The organism is Thioalkalivibrio sp. ALD1 (assembly GCF_000381245.1).
Lineage (GTDB): Bacteria > Pseudomonadota > Gammaproteobacteria > Ectothiorhodospirales > Ectothiorhodospiraceae > Thioalkalivibrio.
This window is the reverse complement of record NZ_KB906247.1, coordinates 47,340-72,921: the sequence shown is the minus strand read 5'-3', so window position 1 is coordinate 72,921 and position 25,582 is coordinate 47,340. Positions and strand designations below refer to the sequence as shown.

25 protein-coding genes are annotated in these 25,582 nt (G+C 68.5%); 10 read left to right on the top strand and 15 right to left on the bottom strand.

What is annotated here, in order from left to right:
- Positions 1-3 precede the first annotated feature (3 nt).
- Genes F623_RS0111620 through F623_RS0111610 form a run of 3 tightly spaced genes read left to right on the top strand, consistent with a single transcriptional unit; the run spans position 4 to position 1,477 of the window.
- Positions 4-330, top strand: a complete 327-nt coding sequence (locus F623_RS0111620) for a co-chaperone YbbN (RefSeq protein ID WP_081618334.1) — start codon at positions 4-6, stop codon at positions 328-330.
- Positions 327-893 (top strand): 1,6-anhydro-N-acetylmuramyl-L-alanine amidase AmpD, encoded by a 567-nt coding sequence (gene ampD / locus F623_RS0111615; RefSeq protein WP_018868641.1) that lies wholly within the window; start codon positions 327-329, stop codon positions 891-893. Before F623_RS0111620 ends, ampD begins: the two co-directional genes overlap by 4 nt.
- On the top strand, positions 890-1,477 hold the full coding sequence (locus F623_RS0111610) for a histidine phosphatase family protein (RefSeq protein ID WP_018868642.1): 588 nt from the start codon (positions 890-892) through the stop codon (positions 1,475-1,477). The genes ampD and F623_RS0111610 overlap by 4 nt, the downstream gene beginning before the upstream one ends.
- Before the next feature lie 61 nt (positions 1,478-1,538).
- Here the strand turns inward: F623_RS0111610 and F623_RS0111605 are convergent, their stop codons facing one another.
- Complete coding sequence (locus F623_RS0111605; protein ID WP_018862557.1) at positions 1,539-1,856, bottom strand: DUF2322 family protein; 318 nt, start codon at positions 1,854-1,856, stop codon at positions 1,539-1,541.
- A 130-nt stretch (positions 1,857-1,986) separates the two neighbouring features.
- On the opposite strand from F623_RS0111605, the gene F623_RS0111600 reads away from it, so the two are divergent.
- Entirely contained in the window at positions 1,987-2,766 is a 780-nt protein-coding gene (locus tag F623_RS0111600) for an inositol monophosphatase family protein (RefSeq protein WP_018862558.1), read from the top strand.
- A 64-nt stretch (positions 2,767-2,830) separates the two neighbouring features.
- On the opposite strand, the gene F623_RS0111595 is transcribed toward F623_RS0111600, so the two are convergent.
- The 12 genes from F623_RS0111595 to F623_RS0111540 all read right to left on the bottom strand — a co-directional run bounded on the left by F623_RS0111595 (position 2,831) and on the right by F623_RS0111540 (position 15,322).
- Positions 2,831-3,163, bottom strand: a complete 333-nt coding sequence (locus F623_RS0111595) for a helix-turn-helix domain-containing protein (protein ID WP_018868643.1) — start codon at positions 3,161-3,163, stop codon at positions 2,831-2,833.
- A gap of 2 nt (positions 3,164-3,165) precedes the next feature.
- Positions 3,166-4,158 (bottom strand): tRNA dihydrouridine synthase DusB, encoded by a 993-nt coding sequence (gene dusB, locus F623_RS0111590; protein ID WP_018868644.1) that lies wholly within the window; start codon positions 4,156-4,158, stop codon positions 3,166-3,168.
- 59 nt (positions 4,159-4,217) lie between these two features.
- Positions 4,218-4,958, bottom strand: coding sequence for a hypothetical protein (locus tag F623_RS0111585; protein WP_018862561.1), 741 nt, complete (start codon positions 4,956-4,958; stop codon positions 4,218-4,220).
- A gap of 79 nt (positions 4,959-5,037) precedes the next feature.
- Positions 5,038-5,919, bottom strand: coding sequence for a 50S ribosomal protein L11 methyltransferase (prmA, locus tag F623_RS0111580; protein WP_018862562.1), 882 nt, complete (start codon positions 5,917-5,919; stop codon positions 5,038-5,040).
- Positions 5,919-7,265 carry an acetyl-CoA carboxylase biotin carboxylase subunit gene (gene accC, locus F623_RS0111575; RefSeq protein ID WP_018862563.1) on the bottom strand — a complete coding sequence of 449 codons (1,347 nt, stop codon included), beginning with the start codon at positions 7,263-7,265 and terminating at the stop codon, positions 5,919-5,921. The genes prmA and accC overlap by 1 nt, the downstream gene beginning before the upstream one ends.
- 33 nt (positions 7,266-7,298) lie before the next feature.
- Positions 7,299-7,751 (bottom strand): acetyl-CoA carboxylase biotin carboxyl carrier protein, encoded by a 453-nt coding sequence (gene accB, locus F623_RS0111570; RefSeq protein WP_018862564.1) that lies wholly within the window; start codon positions 7,749-7,751, stop codon positions 7,299-7,301.
- 7 nt (positions 7,752-7,758) lie between these two features.
- Positions 7,759-8,202 carry a type II 3-dehydroquinate dehydratase gene (aroQ, locus tag F623_RS0111565; RefSeq protein ID WP_012983603.1) on the bottom strand — a complete coding sequence of 148 codons (444 nt, stop codon included), beginning with the start codon at positions 8,200-8,202 and terminating at the stop codon, positions 7,759-7,761.
- A 296-nt stretch (positions 8,203-8,498) separates the two neighbouring features.
- Positions 8,499-13,052, bottom strand: a complete 4,554-nt coding sequence (locus tag F623_RS0111560; RefSeq protein WP_018868645.1) for a DEAD/DEAH box helicase — start codon at positions 13,050-13,052, stop codon at positions 8,499-8,501.
- Between the two features lie 18 nt (positions 13,053-13,070).
- Positions 13,071-13,373, bottom strand: coding sequence for a hypothetical protein (locus F623_RS0111555; protein WP_018862566.1), 303 nt, complete (start codon positions 13,371-13,373; stop codon positions 13,071-13,073).
- A 71-nt stretch (positions 13,374-13,444) separates the two neighbouring features.
- Positions 13,445-14,644, bottom strand: a complete 1,200-nt coding sequence (locus F623_RS0111550) for an alkaline phosphatase family protein (RefSeq protein WP_018868646.1) — start codon at positions 14,642-14,644, stop codon at positions 13,445-13,447.
- 10 nt (positions 14,645-14,654) lie between these two features.
- Entirely contained in the window at positions 14,655-14,975 is a 321-nt protein-coding gene (locus F623_RS0111545) for a BolA family transcriptional regulator (protein WP_018862568.1), read from the bottom strand.
- Positions 14,976-15,100: 125 nt separating this feature from the next.
- Positions 15,101-15,322: an addiction module protein gene (locus tag F623_RS0111540; protein WP_018862569.1), complete on the bottom strand. Its 222-nt coding sequence runs from the start codon at positions 15,320-15,322 to the stop codon at positions 15,101-15,103.
- 115 nt (positions 15,323-15,437) lie between these two features.
- On the opposite strand from F623_RS0111540, the gene F623_RS0111535 reads away from it, so the two are divergent.
- The 3 genes from F623_RS0111535 (at position 15,438) to F623_RS0111525 (ending at position 18,851) form a co-directional block, all read left to right on the top strand.
- Positions 15,438-16,106 (top strand): haloacid dehalogenase type II, encoded by a 669-nt coding sequence (locus F623_RS0111535; RefSeq protein WP_018868647.1) that lies wholly within the window; start codon positions 15,438-15,440, stop codon positions 16,104-16,106.
- Between the two features lie 98 nt (positions 16,107-16,204).
- Positions 16,205-17,374, top strand: a complete 1,170-nt coding sequence (locus F623_RS0111530) for a GNAT family N-acetyltransferase/peptidase C39 family protein (protein ID WP_018862571.1) — start codon at positions 16,205-16,207, stop codon at positions 17,372-17,374.
- Complete coding sequence (locus F623_RS0111525; protein ID WP_018862572.1) at positions 17,367-18,851, top strand: RimK family protein; 1,485 nt, start codon at positions 17,367-17,369, stop codon at positions 18,849-18,851. The genes F623_RS0111530 and F623_RS0111525 overlap by 8 nt, the downstream gene beginning before the upstream one ends.
- A 159-nt stretch (positions 18,852-19,010) precedes the next feature.
- On the opposite strand, the gene F623_RS0111520 is transcribed toward F623_RS0111525, so the two are convergent.
- Both F623_RS0111520 and F623_RS0111515 read right to left on the bottom strand, forming a co-directional pair.
- On the bottom strand, positions 19,011-19,556 hold the full coding sequence (locus F623_RS0111520; RefSeq protein ID WP_018862573.1) for a glycine cleavage system protein R: 546 nt from the start codon (positions 19,554-19,556) through the stop codon (positions 19,011-19,013).
- Between the two features lie 222 nt (positions 19,557-19,778).
- Complete coding sequence (locus F623_RS0111515) at positions 19,779-20,600, bottom strand: TatD family hydrolase (RefSeq protein ID WP_018868648.1); 822 nt, start codon at positions 20,598-20,600, stop codon at positions 19,779-19,781.
- A gap of 164 nt (positions 20,601-20,764) precedes the next feature.
- On the opposite strand from F623_RS0111515, the gene pepN reads away from it, so the two are divergent.
- From pepN to F623_RS12925, 3 genes are all read left to right on the top strand, one after another.
- Positions 20,765-23,401, top strand: coding sequence for an aminopeptidase N (gene pepN, locus F623_RS0111510; RefSeq protein ID WP_018868649.1), 2,637 nt, complete (start codon positions 20,765-20,767; stop codon positions 23,399-23,401).
- A gap of 183 nt (positions 23,402-23,584) precedes the next feature.
- Positions 23,585-24,025, top strand: a complete 441-nt coding sequence (locus F623_RS0111505; protein WP_018862576.1) for a hypothetical protein — start codon at positions 23,585-23,587, stop codon at positions 24,023-24,025.
- 145 nt (positions 24,026-24,170) lie between these two features.
- A partial coding sequence (locus tag F623_RS12925) for a TolC family protein (RefSeq protein WP_019572182.1) occupies positions 24,171-25,582 on the top strand: 1,412 nt, incomplete at its 3' end.

The following is a 25,582-nucleotide window of genomic DNA, read 5'->3' as shown; positions in this document are numbered from 1 at the left end:
CGTCTGACGCAGTTCGATTTCCATCAACACCTCCTGGAGGTTCCAGGCCCCGCGGTGATCCTGTTCACTCGTCGGGGCTGCGGTGCCTGCAAGGTGATGAGCCGGGTGCTGGAGCAGTGGCAGACCGAGTCCGAAGCGCCCGCCCTGTTTGTCGTCGATGCGGAGACCGATACCGCGCTGGTGCGCGAGTTCGAGGTCTTCCACCTCCCGGCCCTGTTCGTCTTCAACGCCGGCGCCTACCACGGGCGCCTTGAGGCCCCGCCGCGTCTACCGTTGCTCCGCAAGGCCCTTACGGCTTGTCTGCAACGCCCGCCCGAGGAGGCCCCGTGACCGAAGCCATGACCGTCGATCACAACTGGTGGCCGCCGGCCCGCGTGCTCGAAAGCCCGAACCAGGACGCGCGCCCTGCGGGGATGCAGCCCGAACTAATCGTTGTGCATGCCATCAGTCTGCCGCCGGGCACGTTCGGCGGGCCGCACGTGGCCGAACTGTTCCAGAACCGGCTGGACCCCGATGCCCACCCGTACTTTGAGCAGATCGCCGATTTGCGCGTGTCCGCGCATGTGCTGATCGATCGCGGGGGGGCGGCGACCCAGTTCGTGCCATTCTCCCGGCGTGCCTGGCATGCCGGCGCCTCGCAATGGCGTGGCCGCGCGCGCTGCAACGATTTTTCCATTGGCATCGAACTCGAGGGCACCGACGACGACCCGTTCACGCCGGTACAGTACGCCGAGCTGGCTCGTCTGATCGGCTGGCTGCGCGAACGCTTTCCCGCCATTACCCCGGATGCGCTGGCGGGTCACTGCGACATCGCCCCCGGGCGCAAGACCGACCCGGGCCCGCATTTCGACTGGGCGTACCTGGAGACCTGCCTGCGCGAGGACACGGCATGATTGTGGATCTGTTGCGACACGGCGAGCCAGAAGGCGGGCAACGCTACCGTGGACATGGCTGCGACGACCCGCTCAGCGCGCAGGGATGGACGCAGATGGAGCACGCGGTGCGCGACGATGATGGCTGGCAGGCGGTGGTCAGCTCGCCAATGCGTCGTTGCTGCGAATTCGCCGAGCGCCTGGCGGACGAACGTGACCTGTCCCTGCATCTGGAGCCGGATCTGCGCGAGGTCGGCTTTGGCGAGTGGGAGGGGCGCACGCGGGTCGAGCTGCAGCGCGAACGGTCGGAGGAGTACCGCGCGTTTTATGCCGATCCCGTGCACGCGCGCCCAGCCGGGGCGGAGCCACTGGGGGCCTTTCGCCGGCGGGTGGAGATGGCCTTCGAGACCACGGTCGACGGCCAGTCGGCGGAACGCGTGCTGGTGATCGTGCACGCCGGGGTCATACGCGCGCTGGTCGGCTGGGTGATGGGCGTGCCGGACGAGCGGTTGTTCCAGCTGGAATGCGAGTATGCGAGCCGGACCCGGCTGCACCGACATCCGACGCGCGGCTGGCGCGTGATCCATACCAACCGCCTGCCGTGATACGAACCAGGCGGTTCCGGTTTGCGCGTGCGCCGGAACGGGAGGACGTCTCTGCGAAAAACTATCCGGCGCGGCTCTTGCGCTTGGGTACGGCCTTCACCGACAGGTAGTAGCCCTGGTCGAGGATCTCGAACAGGCGGTCGATGTTCGGGTGCTTGCCCGGGTTGGCACGGGCATCGTCGGCATGGCTGCCGTACATCAGCAAACCGGAGTTGGCGGCCTTCGGGCCGATGCCACCGTAGTCCAGCGCCAGCTGGTAGTAGATCTGCAGCGACAGGGTCTGGCCGTCCACGTTCTCGATGGTCGCGCTCGGGTTGTAGTCCTCGCCGAACAGTTCCAGGCGTTCGAGATTGCTGACGTCGGGCAGGTTCTTGGGCATGTCGGACTCCTCGAAAAGATGGCGGCATTATCGGGGCATGCCGGAGTCGGGACAACCGCCGGCCGCTTCCTGGTCCGAGCCGCTCGGGGCGGCATGCTAAGATAGCTCCTTTTTTTGAAGGGGTAGCAGCATGCAGCAAAGCGCGTTCATGGAGGCCGCCCAGGCCGCCGCCGATGCCGCGGACAAGGTCATCCGTCATTACTACGCCGCCGGCGTCGACGTCGAGACCAAGCCCGACGACACGCCCGTGACGCGCGCCGACGTGGAAAGCGAACAGGCGATCCGCCAGGTGATCCGCGAGCGCTTCCCGGATCACGGCTTCTACGGCGAGGAAACCGGGCAGTCGGACATGGACTCCGACTATGTCTGGCTGATCGACCCGATCGACGGCACCAAGAGCTTCGTACGCCGCTATCCGTTCTTCTCCACCCAGATCGCGCTGATGTACAAGGGCGAGTTGATCCTCGGGCTGTCCAACGGCATGCAGTTCGGGGAGCGTGCCTGGGCGGAAAAGGGCCAGGGCGCCTTCCTCAACGGCGAAAAGATCGCCGTCGCCCCGACCACCGAGCTGGGCCGCGCCTCGCTGTCCACGGGGAACCTGAAGACCCTCGCGCAGCATGCCGAAGGCTGGAAGGCGCTGGGCGGGATTATGGCCGAGGTCAATCGCACGCGCGGCTATGGCGACTTCTACCACTACCACCTGCTGGCGCGCGGCAGTATCGATCTGATCATCGAGTCGGACGTGAACATCCTCGACATCGCGGCGCTTGCCGTAATCGTGCGCGAGGCGGGCGGGACCTTCACCAATCTGTCCGGCGGCGAGCTGGACCTGCAGACCACCAACGTGCTGGCGGCCGCGACACCGGAACTGCACCGCACGGCGCTGCAGCGCCTCGGCTGGAAGGGATAGGTCGGTCGATGATTGCGCACACGCCCGTCAGGCGGCGGGCGTGTCCCGGGTCTGGCTGGGTGGGTTAGCGCTGGGCGCCGTTCCCGTTCCCGTGGCCGTTCTCGCAGATCAGGCCATGGGCGCGCAGCTTCTTGCGCAGTGTGGCGCGGTTAAGTCCCAAAAGCGCTGCCGCCCGGCTCTGGTTGCCGTTGCAGCGTTCCAGCACGCAGGCCAGTAGCGGGCGTTCGACCTCGTTCATTACCAGGGCGTAGAGGTCGTGGCTGCTCTGCCCGTCCAGCGTCTCGAAGTACTGGTCCAGCGCATTGCGCACCGACTCGGCGAGTACACAGCCCGATGCGAGGTTGTCCGATGATGCCGGTTCCCCGCTTTGTTCTTGTTCGAAAGTGGGTACGTCCATCCTCATGCAGCCTCGCTTGCGGTTCCCGTCAGGATGGCGCGCAGGCGCCGAAGCTGTTCATTAGCGGTTGTGGCGGCAAGAAGGGACGCCCGTGCCGCCCGAGTTGGGTCCTCCCCCAGGCCCATATGTTGAAGATACCAGCCCAGATGCTTGCGCGCGATACGTACGCCCTGCGTTTCTCCGTATTGCGCATGCAGTTCGAGCAAGTGCTCCTCGATCAGCGCAAGACGCGCATCCCAGGCCGGGTCGGCCGGCACCGGCTCGCCGGCAAGGGCGGCGCGGATCTGGCCCGGTAGCCAGGGGCGCCCCTGTGCCCCGCGACCGATCATCAACCCGGTCGCGCCGGTCACCGCGAGCGCCCGGCGCGCACTGTCGATGTTGACGACGTCACCGTTGGCCAAAACCGGGATGGACACTGCGCGGACCACGCCCGCGATGGTCTCGTAATCGGCCGTACCACGATAGGCGTCGGCGCGGGTGCGCCCGTGTACGCTCAGCATCGCGACCCCGCAATCCTGAGCGATGCTCGCGATGGTCTCGGCGTTGATCCGCTCGCGATCCAGTCCCAGGCGCATCTTGAGGGTGACCGGCACCTCAACGCTCTCCACCAGTGCGGTCAGCAGTTCGCGTACCCGCTCCGGTTCGCCCAGCAGGGCCGATCCCGCGGCCCTGCTGCAGACTTTCTTGGCCGGGCAGCCGAGGTTCAGGTCGATCACGTCCGCTCCGCGGCGCACGTTCTCGCGCGCGGCCTCGGCCAGCGGTTCGGGTTCGTTGCCGAGCAGCTGCACGATGCGTGGGCGGGGCTCCTGTCGGTGGTCCAGACGGTGCCGGCTCTTTTCGCTGTCCCACAGGCGCGTGTCCGAGGTGACCATCTCCGAGACGGCCGCGCTGGCACCCAGGCGCCGCGCGATCAGGCGCAGAGGGCGGTCACTGACTCCCGCCATGGGGGCCAGGAATACCGGCGGGTCGGGAAAATGGTAGGGGCCGAGCTGCATAGGGGGCTGGGTCGACGGCGTAAAACAGGCGATTCTAGCAGCTGCTGTGGAAGCCGAACTCAGTGCAATGTGATCTGGGCCCCTGTGATGTGGGGGCCGGTATCGGGTAATTCGATCTCGATCGCATAGCGTTGATCCGCGCTCATCGGGGATTGCAGGTTGGCATGGCCATCTTCGGGGTGGAGGCGCCAGCCACCGCGACGGGTGCCCAGGCGGTCCGAAATCTGGACGTCCATTACCGGCCATGCCTGTTCCAGTGGGCTCGTCAACTCGAAGCGAATGGACAGGTCGCCCGCGTTGGCGAGACCCAAGTCGGGGGACGAGACGCGGATGAGCCGAGGCTCCCGTGGTGCTTGCCACCGCGGGCAGAGACCCTCGACACGAGGCGTGGTGCAAAGGCTCTCCCGAGTCTGATCCAGTACGCTCCAGGTGCCCGGGGCCACGGGTGGCACCAGCAGGAATTGCAGCGTGAAGGCCGTGAGCAACAGGAGTGCGAGGCTGGCCATGGCGGCCCCGCGCCCTGAGCGGTGTGCGGGCGGTTCCGTCGAGCGTGACGGTCGGGTGTCGATATCGAGTTCCAGCGTTTGCTGTCTGGGGCTGCGCTCGATGTCCAGGGGGGCCGCGTGGTGTACCGAAGAGATGCCGGGGCCGGTCGTCCGTTCGCCGGCGCCACCGATTTCGAGTGCGGGAAACAGTGCAAAGTCCGTACCACAGGCATCGCAGTGAGCCTGGTCCAGTCGCAGTTCCTCGCCACGGGTCAGGGTGTGGGCGACACCGCAATGGGGACAGCGGGCGAGCATCGCGGGAGGGCTCCGGTCAGCCGTGCCAGGGAAACATTGACCAATTCACACACTCGCGGACCGGGCGCGTGCGCATACGCTAGCGCCGGCGCCCGCTGAGCAGGGCCCAGCCCTCGCGGGTGTCCTCGATCCCGATGTCGAAGGCGTCCGTGTAGGCCGCCATGACCTCGTCGGCCTGGCGCTCCAGCAGGCCGGCCAGCAGCAGGCGCGCGCCCGGGCGGGCCGCGCGCGCGAGTTCCGGGGCGAGGTCGATCAGGGGCTTGGCCAGGATGTTGGCGATCACTAGGTCAAAGCCCGCATCCGGTACCGGGTGATCGGTCAGTCCGACCTCGATCTGGTTCTCGGGGATGTCGTTCGCCGCCGCATTGCTGTAGGCGGCTTGGACGGCCTGGCGGTCGATGTCGGTGCCTACCGCATGCCGTGCCCCCAGCTTCAGCGCGGCGATCGCAAGGATGCCGGAGCCGCAGCCGTAGTCGAGCACCTCCTGATCGCGCGGCGGGTTTGCTGCCAGCGATTTCAGGCACATCGCGGTTGTCGGGTGGTTGCCGGTGCCAAAGGCCAGGCCCGGGTCGAGATGGACGAATACGCCATCCTCGACGTCGGGCGGGTTTTCCCAGGAGGGCACGATCCAAAGCGGGCCCCCGCAGTGGATGGCGCCCAGGCCGTCGAGCCCCGCGCGCACCCAGTCCTGGTCCTCGATCGCGACCACCGCGACCGACTCCGGTGCCGGCTGATATCGCTCCAGCGAGGCGGCGGCCAGTTCGGCATGGGTGGCGTCGGCGAACACGGCCTTCAGGCACACACTGGACCACAGCGGATGGGTACCAATCGGGGGCTCGAACAGCGGCTCGTCGGCGCCGTCGTGCAGCTCCACGCTGACCGCGCCGAGCTCGAACAGGGCATCCTCCAGGGGCTCGGCCTGTTCCGGGGCGATCTGGCACTGCAGTTCGGCGAGGCTCATCAGGTCAGCGACTTCAGCTTCTTCTCCAGGTAGTGGATATCGGTCCCACCGTTCTGGAAGTTAGCGTCGTTCATCAGTTCGCTGTGCAGCGCGATGTTGGTCTCGATGCCATCGATCACGATCTCGCCGAGCGCGCCCCGCATGCGTGCGATTGCAATGCTGCGGTTATGACCGTGGGCGATCAGCTTGCCGATCATCGAGTCGTAGTAGGGCGGCACCGCATAGCCGTTGTAGATGTGGGTATCCATGCGGATGCCAAGCCCGCCCGGGGCGTGATACTGCTGGATAGTGCCCGGGCTGGGAATGAATGTGGCCGGGTTCTCGGCGTTGATTCGGCACTCGATCGCGTGCCCGCGGATCTCGACCTGATCCTGGTTCAGGGAAAGCGGCTCGCCCGCCGCGATGAGAATCTGCTCGCGCACCAGGTCGATGCCGGTGACCTGCTCGGTCACCGTATGCTCGACCTGCAGCCGGGTGTTCATCTCGATGAAGTAGAACTCCCCGTTCTCGTAGAGGAACTCGAAGGTCCCGGCACCGCGGTAGCCGATCTCCTGACAGGCCCGCACCAGCCGCTCGCTCATGGCCTGCCGCTGCTCGTCGGTGATGCCGGGCGCGGGGGCCTCCTCGATCACCTTCTGGTGGCGGCGCTGCATCGAACAGTCGCGCTCGCCCAGGCAGACGGCGTTGCCATGGCTGTCGGAGAGGATCTGGAATTCCACGTGGCGCGGGTGCTCGAGATACTTCTCCATGTACAGGGTGTCGTTGCCGAACCCCTGCTGGGCCTCGTTGCGGGTCAGCGAGATCGAATGCAGCAGCGCACCCTCGGTGTGCACCACGCGCATGCCGCGGCCACCGCCGCCCGCGGCGGCCTTGATGATGACCGGGTAACCGATCTCGTGGGCCAGCGCCATGTTGGTGTCGGCGTCATCGGTCAGCGCGCCGCCGGAACCCGGCACGCAGGGTACGCCGGCATCCAGCATCGCCTGCTTGGCCGAAACCTTGTCGCCCATCAGGCGAATCGTATCGGCGCGCGGGCCGATAAAGGCAAAGCCCGAGGACTCCACGCGCTCGGCGAAGTCCGCGTTCTCCGACAGGAAGCCGTAGCCGGGGTGGATCGCACCGGCATCGGTGACCTCGGCCGCGGCGATCAGCGCGGGGATGTTCAGGTAGCTCTCGCCGGAGGCGGCCGGACCGATGCAGACCGACTCGTCGGCCAGGCGCACGTGCTTCAGGTCGCGGTCGGCGCTGGAGTGCACCGCAACCGTCGCAATGCCCATCTCGCGGCAGGTGCGCAGAACCCGCAGGGCGATCTCGCCGCGGTTGGCGATCAGAATCTTTTCAAACATGCTCGGACCTGTAGGCAGCGAAGTCGGAAGGGGTCAGCCGATGATGAATAGGGGCTGGCCGTATTCCACCGGGTTGCCGTTTTCGACCAGGATGTCGCGGATGGTGCCGGCCTGGTCCGCCTCGATGGGGTTGAGCATCTTCATCGCCTCGATGATGCACAGTGTCTCGCCGACCTCTACCGTCTGGCCGACCTCGACAAAGGGCTTCGCGCCGGGGCTCGGGGCGCGGTAGAAGGTGCCGACCATCGGCGCGGTGACCGGGTGGCCATCCACTTCCGGCGCCGCCGGTGCCGCGGCCTCGCCCGCCGGGGCGGCCGCTGGGGCGGCTGGTGCCGGGGCGGGCATCGCTGCCGGGGCGGCGGCCACGGCGGAGCCACTCGGCGAGCGGGTGATGCGCACCGACTCCTCGCCTTCGTGGATCTCGATTTCGTGTATGCCGCTCTCGTCGAGCAGATCGATCAGTTTCTTGACCTTGCGAATATCCATGGGGTGTCTATGACTCCTTGAGGGCCGCGATTGCCGCGTCCAGCGCCATCCGGTAGCCGATCACGCCGAACCCGCTCAGGGTGCCGGCGGCGACATCGGCCAGGCGCGAGGTGTGGCGAAACGCCTCGCGCGCGTGGATGTTGCTGATGTGAATCTCGTAAAACGGGATGTCGACGCCCAGCAGGGCATCGCGCAGGCTTACGCTGGTGTGCGTCAGGCCGCCCGGGTTGATCAGGATGCGGCGTACGCCCTCGCTGCGTGCCGCATGGATGCGGTCGATCAGCTCGCCTTCATGGTTGCTCTGAAAGCAGGCCAGGGTCTCCCCGGCGGCCTGGGCGTGCGCGGTCAGGTCGGCCTCGATATCCGCCAGCGTATGGTGCCCGTACCGCTCCGGCTCCCGCTGTCCCAGCAGGTTCAGGTTGGGGCCGTTGAGCAGCAGGATAGAAGGCATGATGGGCGGAATCGGCAGCGATCCTGTCGTGAATGGACGCGATTACACCAAAAATGGAAGGTGCATCGAATGAACGGGATTCTGCCGTACCGGCGGTGCGAGTGTCCAGCCAGACAGGCGTTTTTTGCCCGAGCTCGGGTGATGGGCGACTGCGATATGCCGATGAGCTGGGGCCGCCGTTCGAGCCTCGCGAGATTCCGGGCGAACGGTACGTTTCGCAGGGCTCAACGCACCCTACGACACTGCCCCGATCTGCAATCGTGCCCCGTAGGATGCGAAGAACGCGGCGAATTGCATCAACGGCGGCCGGTGGGTGGTTCCAGGCGCAGGCCACGGACCTCGCCCATGGCACCGCCGGCGCGCAGCGCAGCCGCGAACGGAGACTGGCGCGCCGGTTCGCCGTTGATGGTTTCGATGGTGACGCCGCGGCGCTTGGGCAGCCAGCGGCTCCCGGCGAGCTGGCGGATGGCCTCGGTGACGAGGGCCGCGTGTTCCTCCGCGGTGTCGATGCTGGGTATCGTCTCCCAGAGGAACAGCTGGCGGCCGGAGGCGGTCAGGTACAGCAGCGGCTGGCCACCGGCCAGGGCTACCAGCGCCCCGGCGACCCGGCGCAGGCGGCCCTCGGCGGCTTCCGGCGGCTGCGGCCAGGGCAGGAGCAGGCCCCAGGGGCTGGCCGGGTCGACGCTTGTCAGCCACTGCGGTTCGGGGGTGTCGTCGGCCGCGCGTTCCAGGGCGCGCAGGCGGTCCACCGCGCCTGCGCGGGCGAACTGCGCGCCGGTCAGTCCTTCGACGAAGTGGCCGCGGCGCAGCTTGCCGGAGTCCTCCATCGCGCGGTAGACGGGATACACGCGCCCGAAGCCACCCGGCAGGCCCTCGGCACGGGCCATCTCGCGGCTGACCACGCCGTAGCGGGCCAGCAGGTTTTCGGCCTGTTCGCGGGCGCGCTCGGTCAGCGACACGCCGGGGTCGATCAGCTCGGTGACCCGTGACCAGCGCCCGCCCGCCAGACCCTGTCCTGGTCGCCGTCGGCCGCGCGTGGACGTCCTGCGCTGGCCGAGGCTGCGCAGCGGCGCGAAGGTGTCGTTGGTGATCTGCCCGGCCCAGACCAGGTCCCAGATCGCGGCCTCGATCGCGTCCTGGCGGGCGTCCGGCTGCGCCGTCCGGGCCGCGCGTTCCAGCTCCAGGTAGAAGCAGGCGCCGCGCCGGTCCAGGGCCTCGAGGATCGCCAGCGCCAGCGGGTCGTCGCTGGCGGGGGTATCCGCGGCATCGGCCTCCGGCTCCAGCAGCACCATCGCCTGTTCGCGGCGCAGGAAGCGGATGCGTCCGTCGCGCTGGCCCAGCGCACCACTGCCCACCCAGACGAACTCCCCGGAGGCGGTGATGCGGTCCAGCGCATCCAGCGAGAAGTCGCGCACCCGCATCGGCAGCACATGGGCGGTCCAGGCGGACCAGGGCAGGGCGATGCCCTCCAGTTGCGTCAGCGTGTCGCGCAGGGCGCCGGCCCCACGGCCGGGCTCGGTCAGGCCTTGCCAGGCGGGCAGGAAGCGGCCCAGCGCACGGGCACCGACCGCGGCCGCCTCGTCGCGCAGCCGCGCCAGGGTGCGGCGCTTCAGCCGCCGCAGGATGTCCAGTTCGCACCAGTCCTCGCCCGTGCCCTGCGGTCGGATCTCGCCGCGCAGCAGCACACCGGCGCGCTCCAGGCTCTCGAGCGCCGGCAGCAGCGCGCCCGGTGCGAGGCCGTAGCGTGCGCCCAGGTCTTCGCTGCGGAACGGGCCGTGGGTGCGGGCGTAGCGGCGCAGCAGTTGTTCCAGCGGGCGCTGCGGCGGTTCCAGGAAGGCGGCGGGCAGGCCGGGCGGGGGCACCACACCGAGGGCATCGCGGTACAGTGCGGCGTCCTCGGCCGCGATCCAGCGCGGCTCGCCGGCGATGCGCACCTCCACCGCGCGCAGGGACTGGGCGAGTTGTTCCAGCCACGGCCCCGGCGTCTCGGCGCAGGCGGCTGCGACCTCGTCCCGGGTCAGGTCGCCGCGCCGGCGCAGCAGGTCGTGCAGGGCGTCGGCGTCCTGCACCCGGGTCGCCTCGGTGGCGTGCGCCAGCTCGGCCTCCAGCTCGGCGAGGGCCTCGGGGTCGATCAGTTCGCGCAGCTCGGCCTGGCCCAGCAGTTCGGCCAGCATTCCGCGGTCCAGCGTCAGCGCCTGGGCCTTGCGCTCGGCCATCGGCGCGTCCTGCTCGTAGATGTAGGCCGCGACATAGGCGAACACCAGGCTGCGGGCGAACGGCGAGGCCTGTGGCGTCTCCACCTCGTGCACGCGGATGCGGCGTTCCTGCACGCCGCGCAGGATCTGCCGAAGCGCGTCCAGATCGAACACGTCGGCCAGCACTTGGCGGTAGGTCTCCAGCACCACCGGGAAGCTCGCGTACTCGCGCACCGAGGCCAGCAGCTGCTGCGACTTCAGCCGCTGCGCCCACAGCGGGGTGCGCTGGCCGGGGCGGTTGCGCACCAGCAGCAGGGCGCGTGCCGCGTTCTCGCGAAAGGCGCTGGCGAACAGGGTGGAGGGGCCCAGCTCGCGGGTGACCGCCTCCTCCAGCTCCTCCGGGTCCGGGAACAAGGCGTCCAACTCGGGCAGGTCCTCGCTGTCGGCCAGGCGCAGCACAATGCCGTCGTCGGTATACATCACCTGCACCTCGAAGCCGGAGTGGCTGGCCAGCGCGCCCTGCAGGGCCAGCGCCCAGGGGGCGTGCACGCGCGCGCCGAACGGCGTCAGGATGCAGACGCGCCAGTCGCCGACCTCGTCGCGAAAGCGCTCGACCACGATGCGCTGGTCCGAGGGCAGCTGCCCGGTGGCCTCGCGCTGCTCGTCGATGTAATCGCAGAGGGTCTCGACCGCCGCTTCCGACAGTGGCGCGTGTTCCCTGAGCCAGGTCGTGCGTTCGGCGCGGTTCATGCGGGCCAGCCGCTCGTTGGCGGCGCCGATGGCCTGGCCGAGCTGGATCGGGCGGCCGGGGCCGTCGCCATGCCAGAACGGCAGCTTGCCGACCTCGCCCGGGGCGGGAGAGACGAGCACGCGGTCGCGGGTGATCGCCTCCACATGCCAGGTGCTGGCACCCAGGGTCACGTTCTCGCCGGTCTTCAGCTCGAACACCATCTCTTCGTCCAGCTCGCCGATGCGTGGCCCGCCCTCGCCGACATGCACGCCGTACAGCCCGCGGTCGGGGATGGTCCCGGCGTTCAGGCGCGCGGCCAGTGCTGCGCCCCGGCGCGGGGTCAGTTCGTCGCGGGCGCGGTCCCAGGCTAGCCAGGGGCGCAGGTCGGCGAAGTCGGTGCTGGGGTAATGGCCGGATAGCATGTCCAGCGTGGCCTCGAGCAGCGGGCGCGACAGCTCGCGCCAGGGCGCGGCGCGGCGCACCAGCGCGTGCAGTTCGTCTACCGTGCGCGGGCGTTCGCAGACCATCGCGACGAGCTGCTGGGCCAGCACATCCAGCGGGTTGTGCGGGGCGTGGATCGGCTCCAGCGCGCCGGCCTGCATGCGCTCGCCGATCACCGCGCATTCGAGCAGGTCGCCGCGAAAGCGCGGCAGTAGCAGCGAGCGCGAGACCTGGCCCACGCCGTGCCCGGCACGCCCGGCGCGTTGCAGCCCGCGCGCGACCGCGCCGGGGGATTCGACCATGATCACCAGGTTCACCGCGCCCATGTCGATGCCCAGCTCCAGCGAGCTGGTCGCGACGATGCCGCGCAGGCGCCCGGTCTTCAGCCGGCCCTCGATCTCGGCGCGGCGCTCGTGGGACACGCTGCCGTGGTGGGCGGCGACCAGGTCCTCCACCGGTTCGGCATCCTCCGGCTGCTGCTCCCGCCAGGCCTCGTTGATGCGCTGGACCAGGCGTTCGCACAGCCCGCGGCTGTTCACGAACACGATGGTGGAGCGGTGCTCGAGGATCGCGGCCAGCAGGCGCGGCTCCAGGCGTGCGGCACGGTCGCCGCGGGTGGTGGGGAGTTGCCCGGTGCCCTGGCCGTAGACCGCGCCGAGGATGGAGCCGGACGGGATCGGGCCGGATGAGGGGCTCGTCGTTTCCGAACCCTCGACGGTCGGGGCTGCGTGCTCGGCGGGCGGTTCCTCGGGGGCGAGGATCTCCAAGTCGAGGCGCGGGGGCTCGGCGGCGTCGATCACCTCCACCTCGCGGTCGCCGCCAAGGAAGCCGCGCGCCACCTCCACCGGGTGCACGGTGGCGGACAACCCGATGCGCTGCGGGTCCTCGCCACAGCGTTCGGCCAGCCGTTCCAGTGACAGGGCGAGGTGCGCTCCGCGCTTGTTGCCGGCCAGCGCGTGCACCTCGTCGATGATGACCGTGTGGATGGACTCGAGGTTTTCGGCGGCCTTCGAGCCCAACAGCAGGTACAGCGACTCCGGCGTGGTCACCAGGATGTCGCCGGGTTCGCGCGCTTGCGCGCGGCGCTCGGCCTGCGGGGTGTCGCCGGTGCGGATGTGTACCACCGGCTCGCTTGCGGTCTCGCCTACGGTTTGGCCCACGGTCTGGCCCAGGCGCGCGGCGGTCTGCGCGATCCCGGTCAGCGGGGCGCGCAGGTTGCGCTCGATGTCGGTGGCCAGCGCCTTCAGTGGCGAGATGTAGAGCACCGAGTAACCGCGACGGGCATCCGGTGCGGGCTCGCCGGTCAGGCGGTCAATGGCGCTGAGGAACGCGGCGAGGGTCTTGCCGCTGCCGGTGGGGGCGATCAGCAGGCAGTGACGGCCGGCCCGGATCGCGGGCCAGCCGCGCGACTGGATCGTGGTCGCCTGCCCGAAGGCCTCGCCGAACCAGGTGTCGGTCGCGGGGCGAAAGGGCGTGACCGGCATCGGCTCGGGCGTAGCGGGTCAGGCGTGGCCGACGGTGGTGTCGGTGGTGGCGTGGAAGTAGTCGCTGTCGCGTGCCAGCTCGTCGATCAGCTCGTGCAGCATGGCCAGACGGCTCTCGGCGTCCGCGAACGGCGCGCAGTCCTCGCACAACGGATCGCCGCAGGGCTGGCGGCTGTAGAGCCAGAAGTGCACGGCACCGGCCAGCAGGCCGTCGGCGACGTCGCCGGTCTCGGCGGCCTGGCCGTCATCGGCGAGCCGGTTCGCCAGCTCGATCAGGTGCTGGGCGGCGTTGTTGTAGGTCTGGTCGGCGGTGTCGTTCATGGGATCTCGGGACAGTCTTGTTTCAGCCAGCGCCCGCCCGTTTGGCCGGCACAGAACCTGACAGTTTACCGCTACTGGCCGATATTCCGAAGAAACAGGGGAATATGCCGCTCTTCCGGCGACAGGCCGCCGTGGGCACCGCGGAAGAATGGCCCCTCGTCGTCGTCCGGCGGGTCCACCAGGTAGGCGTCCTCCGCAGGCAGCAGCAGGTAGTCGCCGGCGCGTGCCCGTAGTTCGGGGTGCTCCCGGTCATGTCCCGGGGGCAGGCCCAGGGTCCCGGGCCCCAGCCAGTCAGCGGCGGGGACTGCGGCTACGTCCGCGCCGAAGGCGGCGTCCAGGACCGTCAGGAAGTCCGTGTCGCGTCCTTCGCGCACATGGGCGATGGCGGCACGTGGCTCGCCGGTCAGGCGGTGGCGCAGGCAGGCCTGCACCGCCGGGTGCTCGCGCAGGTCCAGCCGGCGTTCCATGGTGCGCATGCCGTGGTCGGCGGTGGTCAGGAAGATGCTCTCGGGGCGCTGGATCTGCGCGCAGGTTGCGGTGTAGGCCAGGTCCAGCTGCTTCAGGTGGCGCTCCACCTCCGGGCTTTCCGGGCCGTAGGCGTGGCCCAGGTGGTCCAGCTCCGACCAGTAGACGTAGGTGAAATGTGGCCCCGGCGTTGCGTTCACATGCGTGGCCACCCGCGCCGGCAGCTCGGACAGGTCCTCGAAGCCGATGAACGCGGCGGAGCCGTTCATCATGCGGTTGTACGGTGTGCCGCCGATCCAGTCCGGGCCGATCATGGTGGTGTGGCAGCCGAGCCGGTCGACCAGTCGGTCCGGCTGTACGCGGCCGGTCAGCTCGCGGTAGCCGAGCGTGGCCGGACGATCCTCGGCGTCGCGCTCCTGCCCCATCAGCACCGTCAGCGTGCGCTCGGCGGACGGCAGGCGGGTGTGCCAGCCGAGCAGGCCGTGCTGCGCGGGCGTGCGCCCGGTCAGGATGCTGCTGATCGCCGTGGCCGTGGTGCTGGGGAACACGGTCTCGAGGTCGGTTACGTAGTCCGCGCCCAGTAGCGGCGTGTGGCGGCGGTAGCGGGTGGCAAAGCCGTCGATCAGCCACAGCACGATGTGGCAGTCCGGCCCCAGGTGCTCGGACACGCCCGCCAGCGGCGGGTGGCTGGCCGCCGGGTTCAGGTTGGCCTCGATCTGGCCGAGCAGGTCCATCAGCCCGGGCGCTTCCAGCCGGGCGCGCAGGATGGCATCCACGGCCGGGTCGGCCGCGGCGTTAGCCGTCATCGACAAGCGATCAGGCCTTGCCGCCGTCGCCACCCATGCAGGGCGGGGAGTCGGCGACCTTGCCGGCACGCTCGAACCACTGGTCCGGGTCCAGCGTGTGCAGCGCCAGGGCGTGGATGCCTCCGGCCAGTTCGTCGGCCAGGGCCTGGTTCACCAGCCGGTGCCGCGCGATCAGCTTCTGGTCACGAAAGGCCTCGGACACCACCGTCACCTTGAAATGCGACTCCGAACCCGGTGGCACGTTGTGCATGTGGCTCTCGTTCACCACCTCAAGATGCTCGGGCGCAAAGTGCTCCTCCAGCTTCCGGGTAATGGTCTCCTGCATGCTCATCGACGACTCCAGTGCTTCGATTGACGGGACATCGCACTCAGTGTGCCGTGTCGTACCCGCATGTCCAGATCCTTCGCGGACGGCATGGCTGACCGTTTTCGACGGACAGGAGATCGAGTCGCGGATCAGTCTTTATGTCTGAAGATTCTCCGGAAGACCTCGTCGCCCGGTACGGTGTCTACCGAACCCGAACGGACATCTTCCAGGCGTTTTCGGGAGACCTCCGCCCATTTCCGGTCCACGCCCGCATCGGGCGGGTTAAGGCTGCGCAGTAGCGATTCGGCCACCAGTCCGCGTTCCTCCACAGGAAGGGAATTGGCTTTGTCGATGAGATCTTTGATCTTCATGATTTTTCCCGTGACATCACCATGTGCGGTGAGGAACGCAAGGACTGTGGTCATACTGGCATCTTGCGGCCGGTAGTGCGAGATGGCGGTTTGGTGGTGACATCCGGGAGGAGCTATGCGGCAGACGCTGGCGTTTGATGTTTACGGGACGCTGATTGATACGCAGGGAATTGCGGCCACACTCGAGGGATGGATTGGCGAGCGGGCGCCGGTGCTGGCGCGTGCCTGGCGCGAGAAGCAGCTGGAGTACACCTTTCGGCGCGGGCTGATGGGGGCGTACGCGGACTTCGATGCCTGCACCGAGCAAGCGTTTCAGTACTGTTGCGAGGCGCTGGGTATCGTGCTCGAATCGGAGCAGAAGGCGGAGCTGTTGCGGCGCTATCGAGAGCTCCCGGCCTTCGCTGATGCGGGGCCGGCGCTGGACGGACTGCGCGCGGACGGGCACCGCCTATTTGCGTTCTCCAACGGGACGGCCGAGACGGTCAGTGGGCTGCTGCGGAACGCCGGGCTGGAGGATCGCTTCGAGGATCTTGTCAGCGTGGACGAGATCGGCTGCTTCAAGCCGGACCCGCGGGTGTACCGGCATTTTCTGCAGCGGGCGAATGTGCTGCCCCAGCAGGCGTGGCTGGTTTCAGGCAACGCCTTCGACGTGATCGGCGCGCAGGCTGCGGGCATCAACACGGCCTGGCTCGACCGGGCAGGGGAGGGCCTTTTCGACCCTTGGGGCGGGAAGCCCACGGCCACCATCGGCGGCCTGGACGAACTGGCCGGGGCACTGCGTTAGTTGGGGTCTCGCCCCCGGCAAATATTCCTGCTGGAACGGGCCATGGGTGCCCGGTGGTTGCGCTACGATGGAGACCGGGCAGCCGCCAGGAGAGGAGCGTGAGCCAGCAGGTCAAGCAGCGGGTTGCGCCCGCCGCACAATCGCCCTTGATCCGTCCGGCCGCGCTGGAGGATCTGGAGGCGCTGGTGGCGCTGGAGGATGCGGCGTTCGAGATCGATCGGATCTCGCGGCGGCAGTTTCGCTACCTGCTGACGCGCGGGCATGCGGCCACGCTGGTCGCGGAAGATCCCGGCGGGGAGGGCCTGCTCGGCTACGTGATGCTGTTGTTCAGCCGCGGTACGTCGCTGGCGCGGCTGTACTCGATTGCGGTCAGCGCGCGGGCGCGCGGCCAGGGGCTGGGGCGGCACCTGGTCGAGGCGGCGGAGGACGCGGCGCGCCAGCACGGGCGGACCGATCTGCGCCTGGAGGTGCGGCGCGACAACGCCGCCAGCCTGGCCCTGTTCCGCAGGCTCGGGTATCGCGACTTTGGCACCATCGACGACTACTACGAGGACCACATGGATGCCCTGCGGCTGCAGAAGTCGCTGGCGCCCGGGCCCGATCCGGCGCTGGTGCGCGCGCCCTACTACGCGCAGACGCTGGAGTTCACCTGCGGCCCGGCCGCGCTGATGATGGCGATGCGCGCGGTGGACCCGGCGCTGAAGCTGGACCGGCGCCTCGAACTGCGCCTGTGGCGCGACGCCACCACGATCTTCATGACCTCGGGCCACGGCGGCTGCGGGCCGTACGGGCTCGCGCTGGCGGCCGCTCATCGCGGGTTCGAGGTGGAGCTTCTGGTGCGCGATCGCGGTGTGGCGTTTGCCGACTCGGTACGCAGTGCGGAGAAGAAGGAGGTCATGCAGCTGGTGCAGGAGGACATGATCGAGGAACTGAAACAGCTCGGGGTGCCGGTGGTGCACGGCCCGGTGAACGCGTCCCAGCTGGAGGCGCGCTTTGCCGAGGGCGGGGTGCCGGTGGTGCTGATCAGCAGCGTGCGGCTATATGCCGAGCGCTTCCCGCACTGGGTCACGGTGACCGGTTTCGACGAACGCTTTGTCTACGTGCACGACCCGTTCGTGGATGTGGAGCAAGGCGAGCGCGCGGTGGACTCGGTGAACATGCCGATCGCGCGTGCCGATTTCGAGCGCATGGCGCGCTACGGTCGCGCCGGGTTGCAGGCGGCGGTGATCGTCGGCCCGCGCCGTCTGGCGGAGGGTGCGCATGCCTGAGCACCGCATCCTGGTCGAGCGGCGGGCGGACTGGAAGCCGCACTTCCCCGACCTGCCGGTGATAGCCATCGACGACTACCTGCGCGGACCGGCCGCCGACGACCCGGCTACCCTGCGTGTGATCAACCTGTGCCGCAGCCAGCGCTACCTGTCCGCCGGCTACTATGGCTCGCTACTGGCGGAGGCGCGTGGGCACCGGGTGATCCCCAGCGTGCGCACCCTGCAGGACCTGTCGCGCAAGTCCATCTACAGCCTGGATACCGAGGAGCTGGACGAGCGCGTGGCGCGCGTTCTGGGCCGCAGTCGCCAGGGCGCGCAGCCCGAGCGCCTGGAGCTGACCGTGCTGTTCGGCCAGTGCGACGAGCCGGCGCTGCAGGAGATTGCCGCGCAGCTGTTTGCCCTGTTCCCCGCGCCGATGTTCCGGGTGGAGTTCCGGTTGCAGGGGCGCTGGCAGATTCACGCCCTGCGCCCGTTCGCGCTGAACACGCTGGAACCCGAGCAGGAACCAGCCTTCTTCGCCGCGCTGGAGCGCTACCTCTCCAAGCCCTGGCGCCGCCGCCGCGGGGCGCGTAGCGCGCGCTACGAGTTGGCCATCCTGCACAACCCGGACGAGGCGATGGCCCCGTCCACGCCGGCCACGCTCAAGCGCTTCGCCCGCGCCGGGCAGGAGCAGGGGATGGATGTCGAGCTGATCCAGGCACGCGATCTGCCACGGCTGGCGGAGTTCGACGCCCTGTTCATCCGCGAGACCACCGCCATCGACCACTACACCTATCGCTTCGCGCGCAAGGCCGAGGCCGAGGGCATGGTGGTGATCGACGACGCCGACTCCATCCTGCGCTGCACCAACAAGGTCTATCTGGCTGAGCGCCTGGCCGCCCATCGTGTGCCGACGCCAATGACCGTGATCCTCAACCGCGAGACCATCCTGCGTGCGGAGGAACAGATCGGCTATCCCGTGGTGCTCAAGATCCCGGATGGCAGCTTCTCGCGCGGGGTATTCAAGGCGAACGACCGCGCCGAGCTGGAATCCATCGCCCGGCGTCTGCTGAAGGAGAGCGATCTGATCCTCGCCCAGGAGTTCGTCTACACCGAGTTCGACTGGCGCATCGGCGTGCTCAACCGCCAGCCGCTGTACGCCTCGCAGTACCTGATGTCGCGCAAGCACTGGCAGATCGTCAACCACGACGCCAAGGGTGGCCCGCGCGAGGGCGGCTTCCGCACACTGACACTGGCGGACGTGCCCGCCGCCGTGGTCAAGACGGCCGTCAAGGCCGCCAACCTGATCGGCAATGGCCTCTACGGCGTCGATCTCAAACAGACCCCGCGCGGCGTGATGGTCATCGAGGTCAACGACAACCCCAACCTCGACGCCGGCATCGAGGACAAGGTCCTCGGTGAAACGCTCTACACCACCCTGATGCAGGACTTCGTCCGCCGCCTCGACGCCGCCCGCCGCCACCGAGCCGCGCCCTGATTGGCAACGAGAGTCCACCAGTCGCCGCGTCGTAGGATGTGATGAGCGAAGCGAATCGCATCGGGGGCCGCACCGAGCGGGGAGTGGTGCGTTTCGCTGCGCTCAACGGCACCCTAAGGTTGTAGAATCAGGATGTTGCCTGCCTGTGTCGGCAGGCGGTCAGGCCACGGCCTCGGGTGGTTCCTGCAGCGGGTCGTGGAGTTCGAGGTCGACCATCAGTTCGTTGGCCAGAGCCTCCAGGTCGTCCTGCAGGGTGTGCAGGTCCAGGCCTTCCGGCACGCCCAGGCGGGCCATTGCGCGGAACATCGGCTCGCCGGTCATCGAGCCCGGTTCGCAGGCGGTCTCCAGCGTCTCGACGCTCACGCCGTGGCGCGAGAGCACGGCGGTAATATCCTGCACGATCCCCGGCCGGTCGTGTCCGATCAGGTCCAGCACCACCGGATGCCGCGCCGCCGGGGGCAGCTCGCTGCCACGCTGGATATGCACCTGCAGCCCGTCGCCTGCCAGCTCGCGCAGCGCGGCCTCCAGCGCGTCGGCGTTCTCGGCATCCACCTCCAGCAGTACCACCCCGGCAAACTGCCCGGCCAGCTGCGTCATCCGGCTTTCCAGCCAGTTGCCGCCCGCCGACCGAGCCCGCGCCGCCACCGCGCTCACCAGCCCCGGCCGGTCCGGCCCCACCAGTGTCAGAATCAACGAAGTCTTCATACGCACTTCCTCACGCGAGCCGCTATCGGGTCAACCATCCTGCGCGCCCTTGCAGGCCATGACAATGCGCTGGATTTTGCTCACGACGCAGCCGTTCTCAGGCGTCGGGCTCGGAGCCGGGGCGTGGCATGGGGTCAGGCCTTGCCTTTGCCCTTCCTGGCTGAGGAGACAAGACGCAAGGCCAGACCCCTTGGTTGTTGGCCGGGGGTGCTGGCGGGGGCCTCAGGCGTCGGCGGTTTCGGGCAGGTTGTAGAAGGCGCGGGCGGTGGCGGTGGTGTGGGCGGCGAGGTCTTCGGGGGTCTCGTCACGCAGTTGGGCCAGGTACTCGCCGATGTGGGGGAGGAACGCGGGTTCATTGCGCCGGCCATTGCCGATTTTCTTGCCACTCCCCTTGGGCAGGGTGCGCGGCAGCAGGTACGGGGCGTCGGTCTCGATCATTAGACGCCCGCGGGGGATGGTCGGCACCAGCGGGTGCAGGTGCTTGCCGCGGCGCTCGTCGCAGACCCAGCCGGTGATGCCGATGTGGCAGTCGAGGTCGAGGTATTCGGCCAGGGCATCGGCCTCGCCGGTAAAGCAATGCACCACGGCGGCCGGCAGCTTGTCACGCCAGCGGCGCAGGATCTGGGCGAAGTCGTGGTGGGCGTCGCGCTCGTGCAGGAACACCGGCAGGCCGAGATCGGCTGCCAGCTCCAGCTGGGCCTCGAAGGCGATGCGCTGCTGCGGGCGCGGCGAGTGGTCGCGGTTGTAGTCCAGCCCCATCTCGCCCATGGCGACGACGTTTTCGTCCGCGCGGGCGAGGTCACTGAACCGCGCGGCGATCGCATCGGTCCACTGTCTGGCCAGGTGCGGGTGCACGCCCAGGGTCGCGCGGCAGCAGTCCGGGTACTGGTCGGCGATCTCCAGGCACTTCTCGCTCTGGTGGGCGTCGGCGCCGGTGATCAGCATCCAGGAGACGCCGGCCTCGCGGGCGCGCTCGAGGACCTCGGCGCGTTCCTTGTTGAAGGATTCGTGGGTGAGGTTGAAGCAGATATCGATCCATTCCATGCGCGGTATGCTAACGGATTGTTGGTGTGGTGCCAGTTCCCGGGCCGTCATCACGGCGAGGGGCCGGAGCTGCGGTGGCAATGACAGGGCCATGGTCCGGGTTTGACGTCGGCACCGCGGCAGCGTGTTAAACCTTTTGCAGTGCCTTTGATTTGGAGTTCGGAATGCGTGATGCGAGTCCCCAGGCGGTTTATCTGAGCGATTACCAGCCGCCGGCGTTTGTGGTGGAGAGCCTGGAGCTGGACTTTGACCTGGCGGCGGCGACCACCGAGGTGACCACGCGCATGGCGGTGCGGCGCAATCTGCAGGCGGCGGAGCCGAACGGGGCGCTGCGGCTCTACGGCGATGGCGTGGAGCTGGTGTCGCTGGCCGTGGATGGCGCGGAGCCGGGCGAGGGCATGCTAGAGCAGGACGACGAGGGCCTGCTGCTGCACGGCCTGCCGGAGTTGGCGCGGCTGGAGATCGTCAGTCGCTGCCACCCGGAGCAGAACACCGCGCTGGAAGGCCTGTATGCCTCCAGCGGCAATCTGTGCACGCAGTGCGAGCCGGAGGGCTTTCGCCGCATCACCTTCTTCCCCGACCGCCCGGATGTGCTGACCACCTATCGCGTGCGGCTGGAGGCGGACCGGGCGCAGTACCCGGTGCTGCTGGCCAATGGCAATCGCGTGGAGGCCGGCGAGCTGGATGGCGGGCGCCACTATGCGGTGTGGGAGGATCCGTTCCCCAAGCCGTCGTACCTGTTTGCGCTGGTTGCCGGAGATCTGGCCTGCCAGCGCGATACCTTCACCACAATATCCGGGCGCGAGGTCGCGCTGGAGCTGTTTGTGGAGGCGCACAACGCGGATCGCTGCGACCACGCGCTGGCCTCGCTGAAGCGCGCGATGCGCTATGACGAGGAGGCCTTCGGCCGCGAATACGATCTGGACGTGTACATGATCGTCGCGGTGGACGACTTCAACATGGGGGCGATGGAGAACAAGGGGCTGAACCTGTTCAACGCCAAGTACGTGCTGGCCAGCCCCGACACCGCCACCGACAGCGACTTTGTCGCCATCGAGTCGGTGATCGCCCACGAGTATTTCCACAACTGGTCCGGCAACCGCGTGACCTGTCGCGACTGGTTCCAGCTGTCACTCAAGGAAGGGCTCACGGTCTTCCGCGACCAGGAGTTCACTACCGACTGCACCCTGTTCGGCGTCAAGCGCATCGACGATGTCGCCATGCTGCGCGCCTTCCAGTTCCCGGAGGACGCGGGGCCGCTCGCGCACCCGGTGCGCCCGGATCACTATGCCGAGATCAACAACTTCTACACGCTGACGGTGTACGAGAAGGGCGCGGAGCTGATCCGCATGCTGCGCACCCTGATCGGTCGCGAGACCTTCCGCCGGGGGCTGGATCTCTACTTCGAGCGCTTCGACGGCCAGGCCGTGACGACGGACGACTTTGTCGCGGTAATGGCCGAGGCCAGCGGGCGCGATCTCTCCCGCTTCAAGCGCTGGTACACCCAGGCGGGCACCCCGCACGTGACTGCGAGTACCGCCTTTGACGGCCCCGGTGGCCCGGCCCGCATCACGCTCGCGCAGGAGACCCCGCCAACGCCCGGGCAGGACCACAAGGATCCGCTCGTGATCCCGGTGCGCATGGCCTTTCTCGATGCCCAGGGGCGGCGGATCCAGGCCCTCCGCGAGGGCGACGCCGCCGAGTGCGACGAATGGGTGCTGGAGCTGGATGCCGCCGAGCACACCTTCTGCTTTGAGAATCTGTCCGCCGAGCCGGTCGCGATCTCCTGGCTGCGCGGCTTCTCAGCGCCGGTGATCCTGAACGCTAACCAGGGCGTGGATGAACTGGCCCACCTGCTCGCGCATGACGACGATGCCTTCTCCCGCTGGGAGGCCGCGCAGACCCTGTTCCGCCGCGCGATCCGCGCCCGTATCGAACATGACGCTGCCGACTCCGCGCTGGAGGCTGCCACTGAGCGCGCCCTGCATGCCCTGATCGAGGACCCGGCGATCGAGCCGGTGCTGCTGGCGACCATCCTGCAGCTGCCGCCCACGCGCGAGCTGGCCGAGCTGTTCGAGCGCGTCGACCCGGTGCGGCTGCGCATGGAGCGCGACGACCTGGAGAAGCGTCTCTATGCCCCGCTGGCGGGTGCGATGCAGCAGATCCAGCCGAAGCTGGACGACGTCGACAACGGCGCCTTCACCGCCGAGGCAATGGGTCTACGCCAGCTACGCAACCGCCTGCTGGCGCTGCGTGTGGCCGCTGGCGACCAGGCCGCGGTGCCCGAGGCCCTGGCGCAGTACCAGAAGGCGCGCAGCATGACCATGCGCATGGGCGCGCTGAACGCGGTGAACGAGCTCGATCACGAGGCCCGCGAGGTGCTGCTGACGGACTTCGAGCAGCGCTACCGGGACGACCCGCTGGTGCTGGACAAGTACTTCGGCCTGCAGGCTGGCAGTCAGGTCCCGGGCGGCTTCGAGCGCCTGGAGGCGCTGCTGGAGCATCCAGGCTTTCGCTGGACCAACCCGAACCGGGTGCGTGCGGTGCTCGGGCCGTTCATGGCGCGCAACGAACGCCACTTCCACCAGGAGGACGGCGCGGGCTACCGCCGTATGGGCGGCTTCGTCGAGAAGCTGGACGCGATGAACCCGCAGACAGCCGCCCGCCTGGCCCAGCCGCTGACCCGCTGGCAAAAGGTGGACAGCGCCCGCGGCGAACAGATGCGGGCGGAACTCGAGCGCCTCGCCGCGCTCGAACTGTCACGCGACCTGCGCGACGTGATCGAGCGCGCGCTCGCGTAGGAGGCCAGCCCTCTGGCCGATGGGGTGCTGGTCGGGTCGTAATCGGCCAGAGGGCTGGCCTCCTGCAGGGATGGCGCCCAAGGGTGTGGGGTGTGGTATGTTGACCGCCGATTGCTGGGCCAAGATGCCCCCAAACGAGATTTGGCCGACGTGAAAAGGGTCTTCCATCGACTGCTGTGTTGGATGCTGGTGCTGGCGATTGCCGGCCTGCCGGCGCTCGCGGCCGTCGCGAGCGTGGAAGGCGGTCACGCCGAGCATGCGATGCACGGGGCCCAATCGAAGGGCGACAAGCCTGCGGAACACGCGGCCCATGACCACTCACATGATCATGCGCACGGCGACGACCATGATCACCATGCGCATGACGATCATGCCGATACCCGATATGGCGGCGACCACGCCCACGAGACTTCGGATTCCTCTGACGCCAGCGGGGTGATCGTGCACGTGGATTGCGTGGACGCCGCCTGTATGGCGAGTTGCTCGGCCTGTAGCCACTGCCAGGGCATGCCGTCCATCACCGGCATGCATCTGCTGGCCCCGGTCACGCAGGCCCTGAGCCTGTATTCCTTCCAGAGCGGTCCGCCCGCGGCCGCGTTATACCGACCCCCGATCCTCTCCTGATCTGACTGTACCGGCCCGAGCGCCGGGGCTGTCCGCACGTCCGGTTCCACCCGGGTTTGGCGGATGGCAAGGCCGTGTCGCGCGTTCGCGCGGGATGCGGAGTCGAAGTCCGATCAAGGAGATTTTCACGATGAGAGCAACCCGATTGCTGCTCCCCGTTGTATCGGTGCTGTTCCTCGCCGGTTGCGCGGTCACCGCGCCCGAGCTGGACCGCTCCGAGCTGGCGGAGGACATCTCGGTACAGGGGATCGACCTGCCCGAGTCGGAGATGCCCCGACCCTCCGGCGAGCTGACGCTCGAAGAGGCCATTCATCAGGCCCTGTGGCGCAACCCGCGCATGCAGCAGGCCTACGCCAAACTGGATCTTACCGCCGCCGACGTGGTCGAGGCCTCCCAGTTTTCCAATCCCACCCTGTCACTGTCGGTGATGCGCCCCGAGGGCGGTGGCGGCAACGAAGTCGGGGTTGGCCTGGCCTGGGGCATTTCCGGCCTGCTGATGCGCAGTGCGCGACAGGACATAGCCGAATCCCACTGGGAGTCCACCCGTCTGCAGTTGGCCGAGGGGATGGTGGCCCTGGCCTCGGACACTGAACGTGCCTGGTATGACGCGGTGGCTGCGCGCCAGCGGGCTCAGGTGCAGGCACTGGAGACCCGTGCAGCGGATCTCGGTTCGCTGCTGGGCGAGCGCTTTTATGACGCCGGCAATATCACCGACCTGAAGCGGGCACAGCTGCGCATCCGCGCGGCAGAGGCCCGACTGAAGCTCGAGGATGCGCGTCAGCGTGAACGCGAGACACGTCTGCGACTGGCCCACCTGATGGGGCTGCCCGGCGAGGTCGATGACTGGGAGGTTCCCGGCAAGCTGCCGCTGCCGCTGGCCGCTGTGGATGACCGCGACGCCCTGGTCGAACAGGCCCTGGAACAGCGGCTGGACCTGCGGGCCCTGGATCACGCCCTGGAGGGGCTCACCGAGGGCGTGGCCCTGGTGCGGCGCTATCGGTGGCTGGGTGACATCGAGCCCGGTATCGAGTTCGAGCGCGAGACCGATGGCACCCGCCTTTGGGGTGGTGGCATCTCCTTCACCCTGCCGATCTTCAACCAGAACCAGGCCGGCATCGCCCGGGCCGAGGCGCGGCTGGAGGACGGCGAGGCCCGGAAGGCCAAACTGGAACAGGCGGTGACCGCCGATGTCCACCAGCACTTCGTCCGGCTGGCCCATAACCGGGACAAGTTCAGCACCAAGCGCTACGAACTGCTCCCGGCCCGCGAAATCGAGCTGGAGCGCATGCAGGAACGCGTCAACTTCATGTTCGACGATGTCTTCGACCTGCTGGTGACCAAGCAGGAAGAGCTGGCCGACTGGCAGCGAGCCGTGGCCGCGCTGGGTGACTACTGGCGGGCCCGGGTGGATCTGGCCTTTACGGTGGCCGGCGAGCTGCCGGGCGGGGCGCCGGGTGACGAGGGCTATCTCGAAACCGACGCGCTCGAGCATGACCCGTCCGAGATGGATCACGACCATCATGACCACGGTGACCACGGTGACCACGGTGACCACGG

Bases quoted from the DNA above. Each gene is read 5' to 3' on its own strand.
- pepN (WP_018868649.1), top strand. From the start codon at position 20,765: ATGCGTGATGCGAGTCCCCAGGCGGTTTATCTGAGCGATTACCAGCCG.
- F623_RS0111605 (WP_018862557.1), bottom strand. From the start codon at position 1,856: ATGCCCAAGAACCTGCCCGACGTCAGCAATCTCGAACGCCTGGAACTG.
- F623_RS0111595 (WP_018868643.1), bottom strand. From the start codon at position 3,163: ATGGACGTACCCACTTTCGAACAAGAACAAAGCGGGGAACCGGCATCA.
- F623_RS0111520 (WP_018862573.1), bottom strand. From the start codon at position 19,556: ATGAAGACTTCGTTGATTCTGACACTGGTGGGGCCGGACCGGCCGGGG.
- accB (WP_018862564.1), bottom strand. From the start codon at position 7,751: ATGGATATTCGCAAGGTCAAGAAACTGATCGATCTGCTCGACGAGAGC.
- accC (WP_018862563.1), bottom strand. From the start codon at position 7,265: ATGTTTGAAAAGATTCTGATCGCCAACCGCGGCGAGATCGCCCTGCGG.
- F623_RS0111610 (WP_018868642.1), top strand. From the start codon at position 890: ATGATTGTGGATCTGTTGCGACACGGCGAGCCAGAAGGCGGGCAACGC.
- F623_RS0111545 (WP_018862568.1), bottom strand. From the start codon at position 14,975: ATGAGCATGCAGGAGACCATTACCCGGAAGCTGGAGGAGCACTTTGCG.
- F623_RS0111600 (WP_018862558.1), top strand. From the start codon at position 1,987: ATGCAGCAAAGCGCGTTCATGGAGGCCGCCCAGGCCGCCGCCGATGCC.
- F623_RS0111540 (WP_018862569.1), bottom strand. From the start codon at position 15,322: ATGAAGATCAAAGATCTCATCGACAAAGCCAATTCCCTTCCTGTGGAG.
- F623_RS0111525 (WP_018862572.1), top strand. From the start codon at position 17,367: ATGCCTGAGCACCGCATCCTGGTCGAGCGGCGGGCGGACTGGAAGCCG.
- F623_RS0111585 (WP_018862561.1), bottom strand. From the start codon at position 4,958: ATGCTCGCCCGCTGTCCCCATTGCGGTGTCGCCCACACCCTGACCCGT.
- F623_RS0111560 (WP_018868645.1), bottom strand. From the start codon at position 13,052: ATGCCGGTCACGCCCTTTCGCCCCGCGACCGACACCTGGTTCGGCGAG.
- F623_RS0111535 (WP_018868647.1), top strand. From the start codon at position 15,438: ATGCGGCAGACGCTGGCGTTTGATGTTTACGGGACGCTGATTGATACG.
- F623_RS0111505 (WP_018862576.1), top strand. From the start codon at position 23,585: ATGCTGGTGCTGGCGATTGCCGGCCTGCCGGCGCTCGCGGCCGTCGCG.
- prmA (WP_018862562.1), bottom strand. From the start codon at position 5,919: ATGAGCCTCGCCGAACTGCAGTGCCAGATCGCCCCGGAACAGGCCGAG.
- F623_RS0111550 (WP_018868646.1), bottom strand. From the start codon at position 14,644: ATGACGGCTAACGCCGCGGCCGACCCGGCCGTGGATGCCATCCTGCGC.
- F623_RS0111515 (WP_018868648.1), bottom strand. From the start codon at position 20,600: ATGGAATGGATCGATATCTGCTTCAACCTCACCCACGAATCCTTCAAC.
- dusB (WP_018868644.1), bottom strand. From the start codon at position 4,158: ATGCAGCTCGGCCCCTACCATTTTCCCGACCCGCCGGTATTCCTGGCC.
- aroQ (WP_012983603.1), bottom strand. From the start codon at position 8,202: ATGCCTTCTATCCTGCTGCTCAACGGCCCCAACCTGAACCTGCTGGGA.
- F623_RS0111555 (WP_018862566.1), bottom strand. From the start codon at position 13,373: ATGAACGACACCGCCGACCAGACCTACAACAACGCCGCCCAGCACCTG.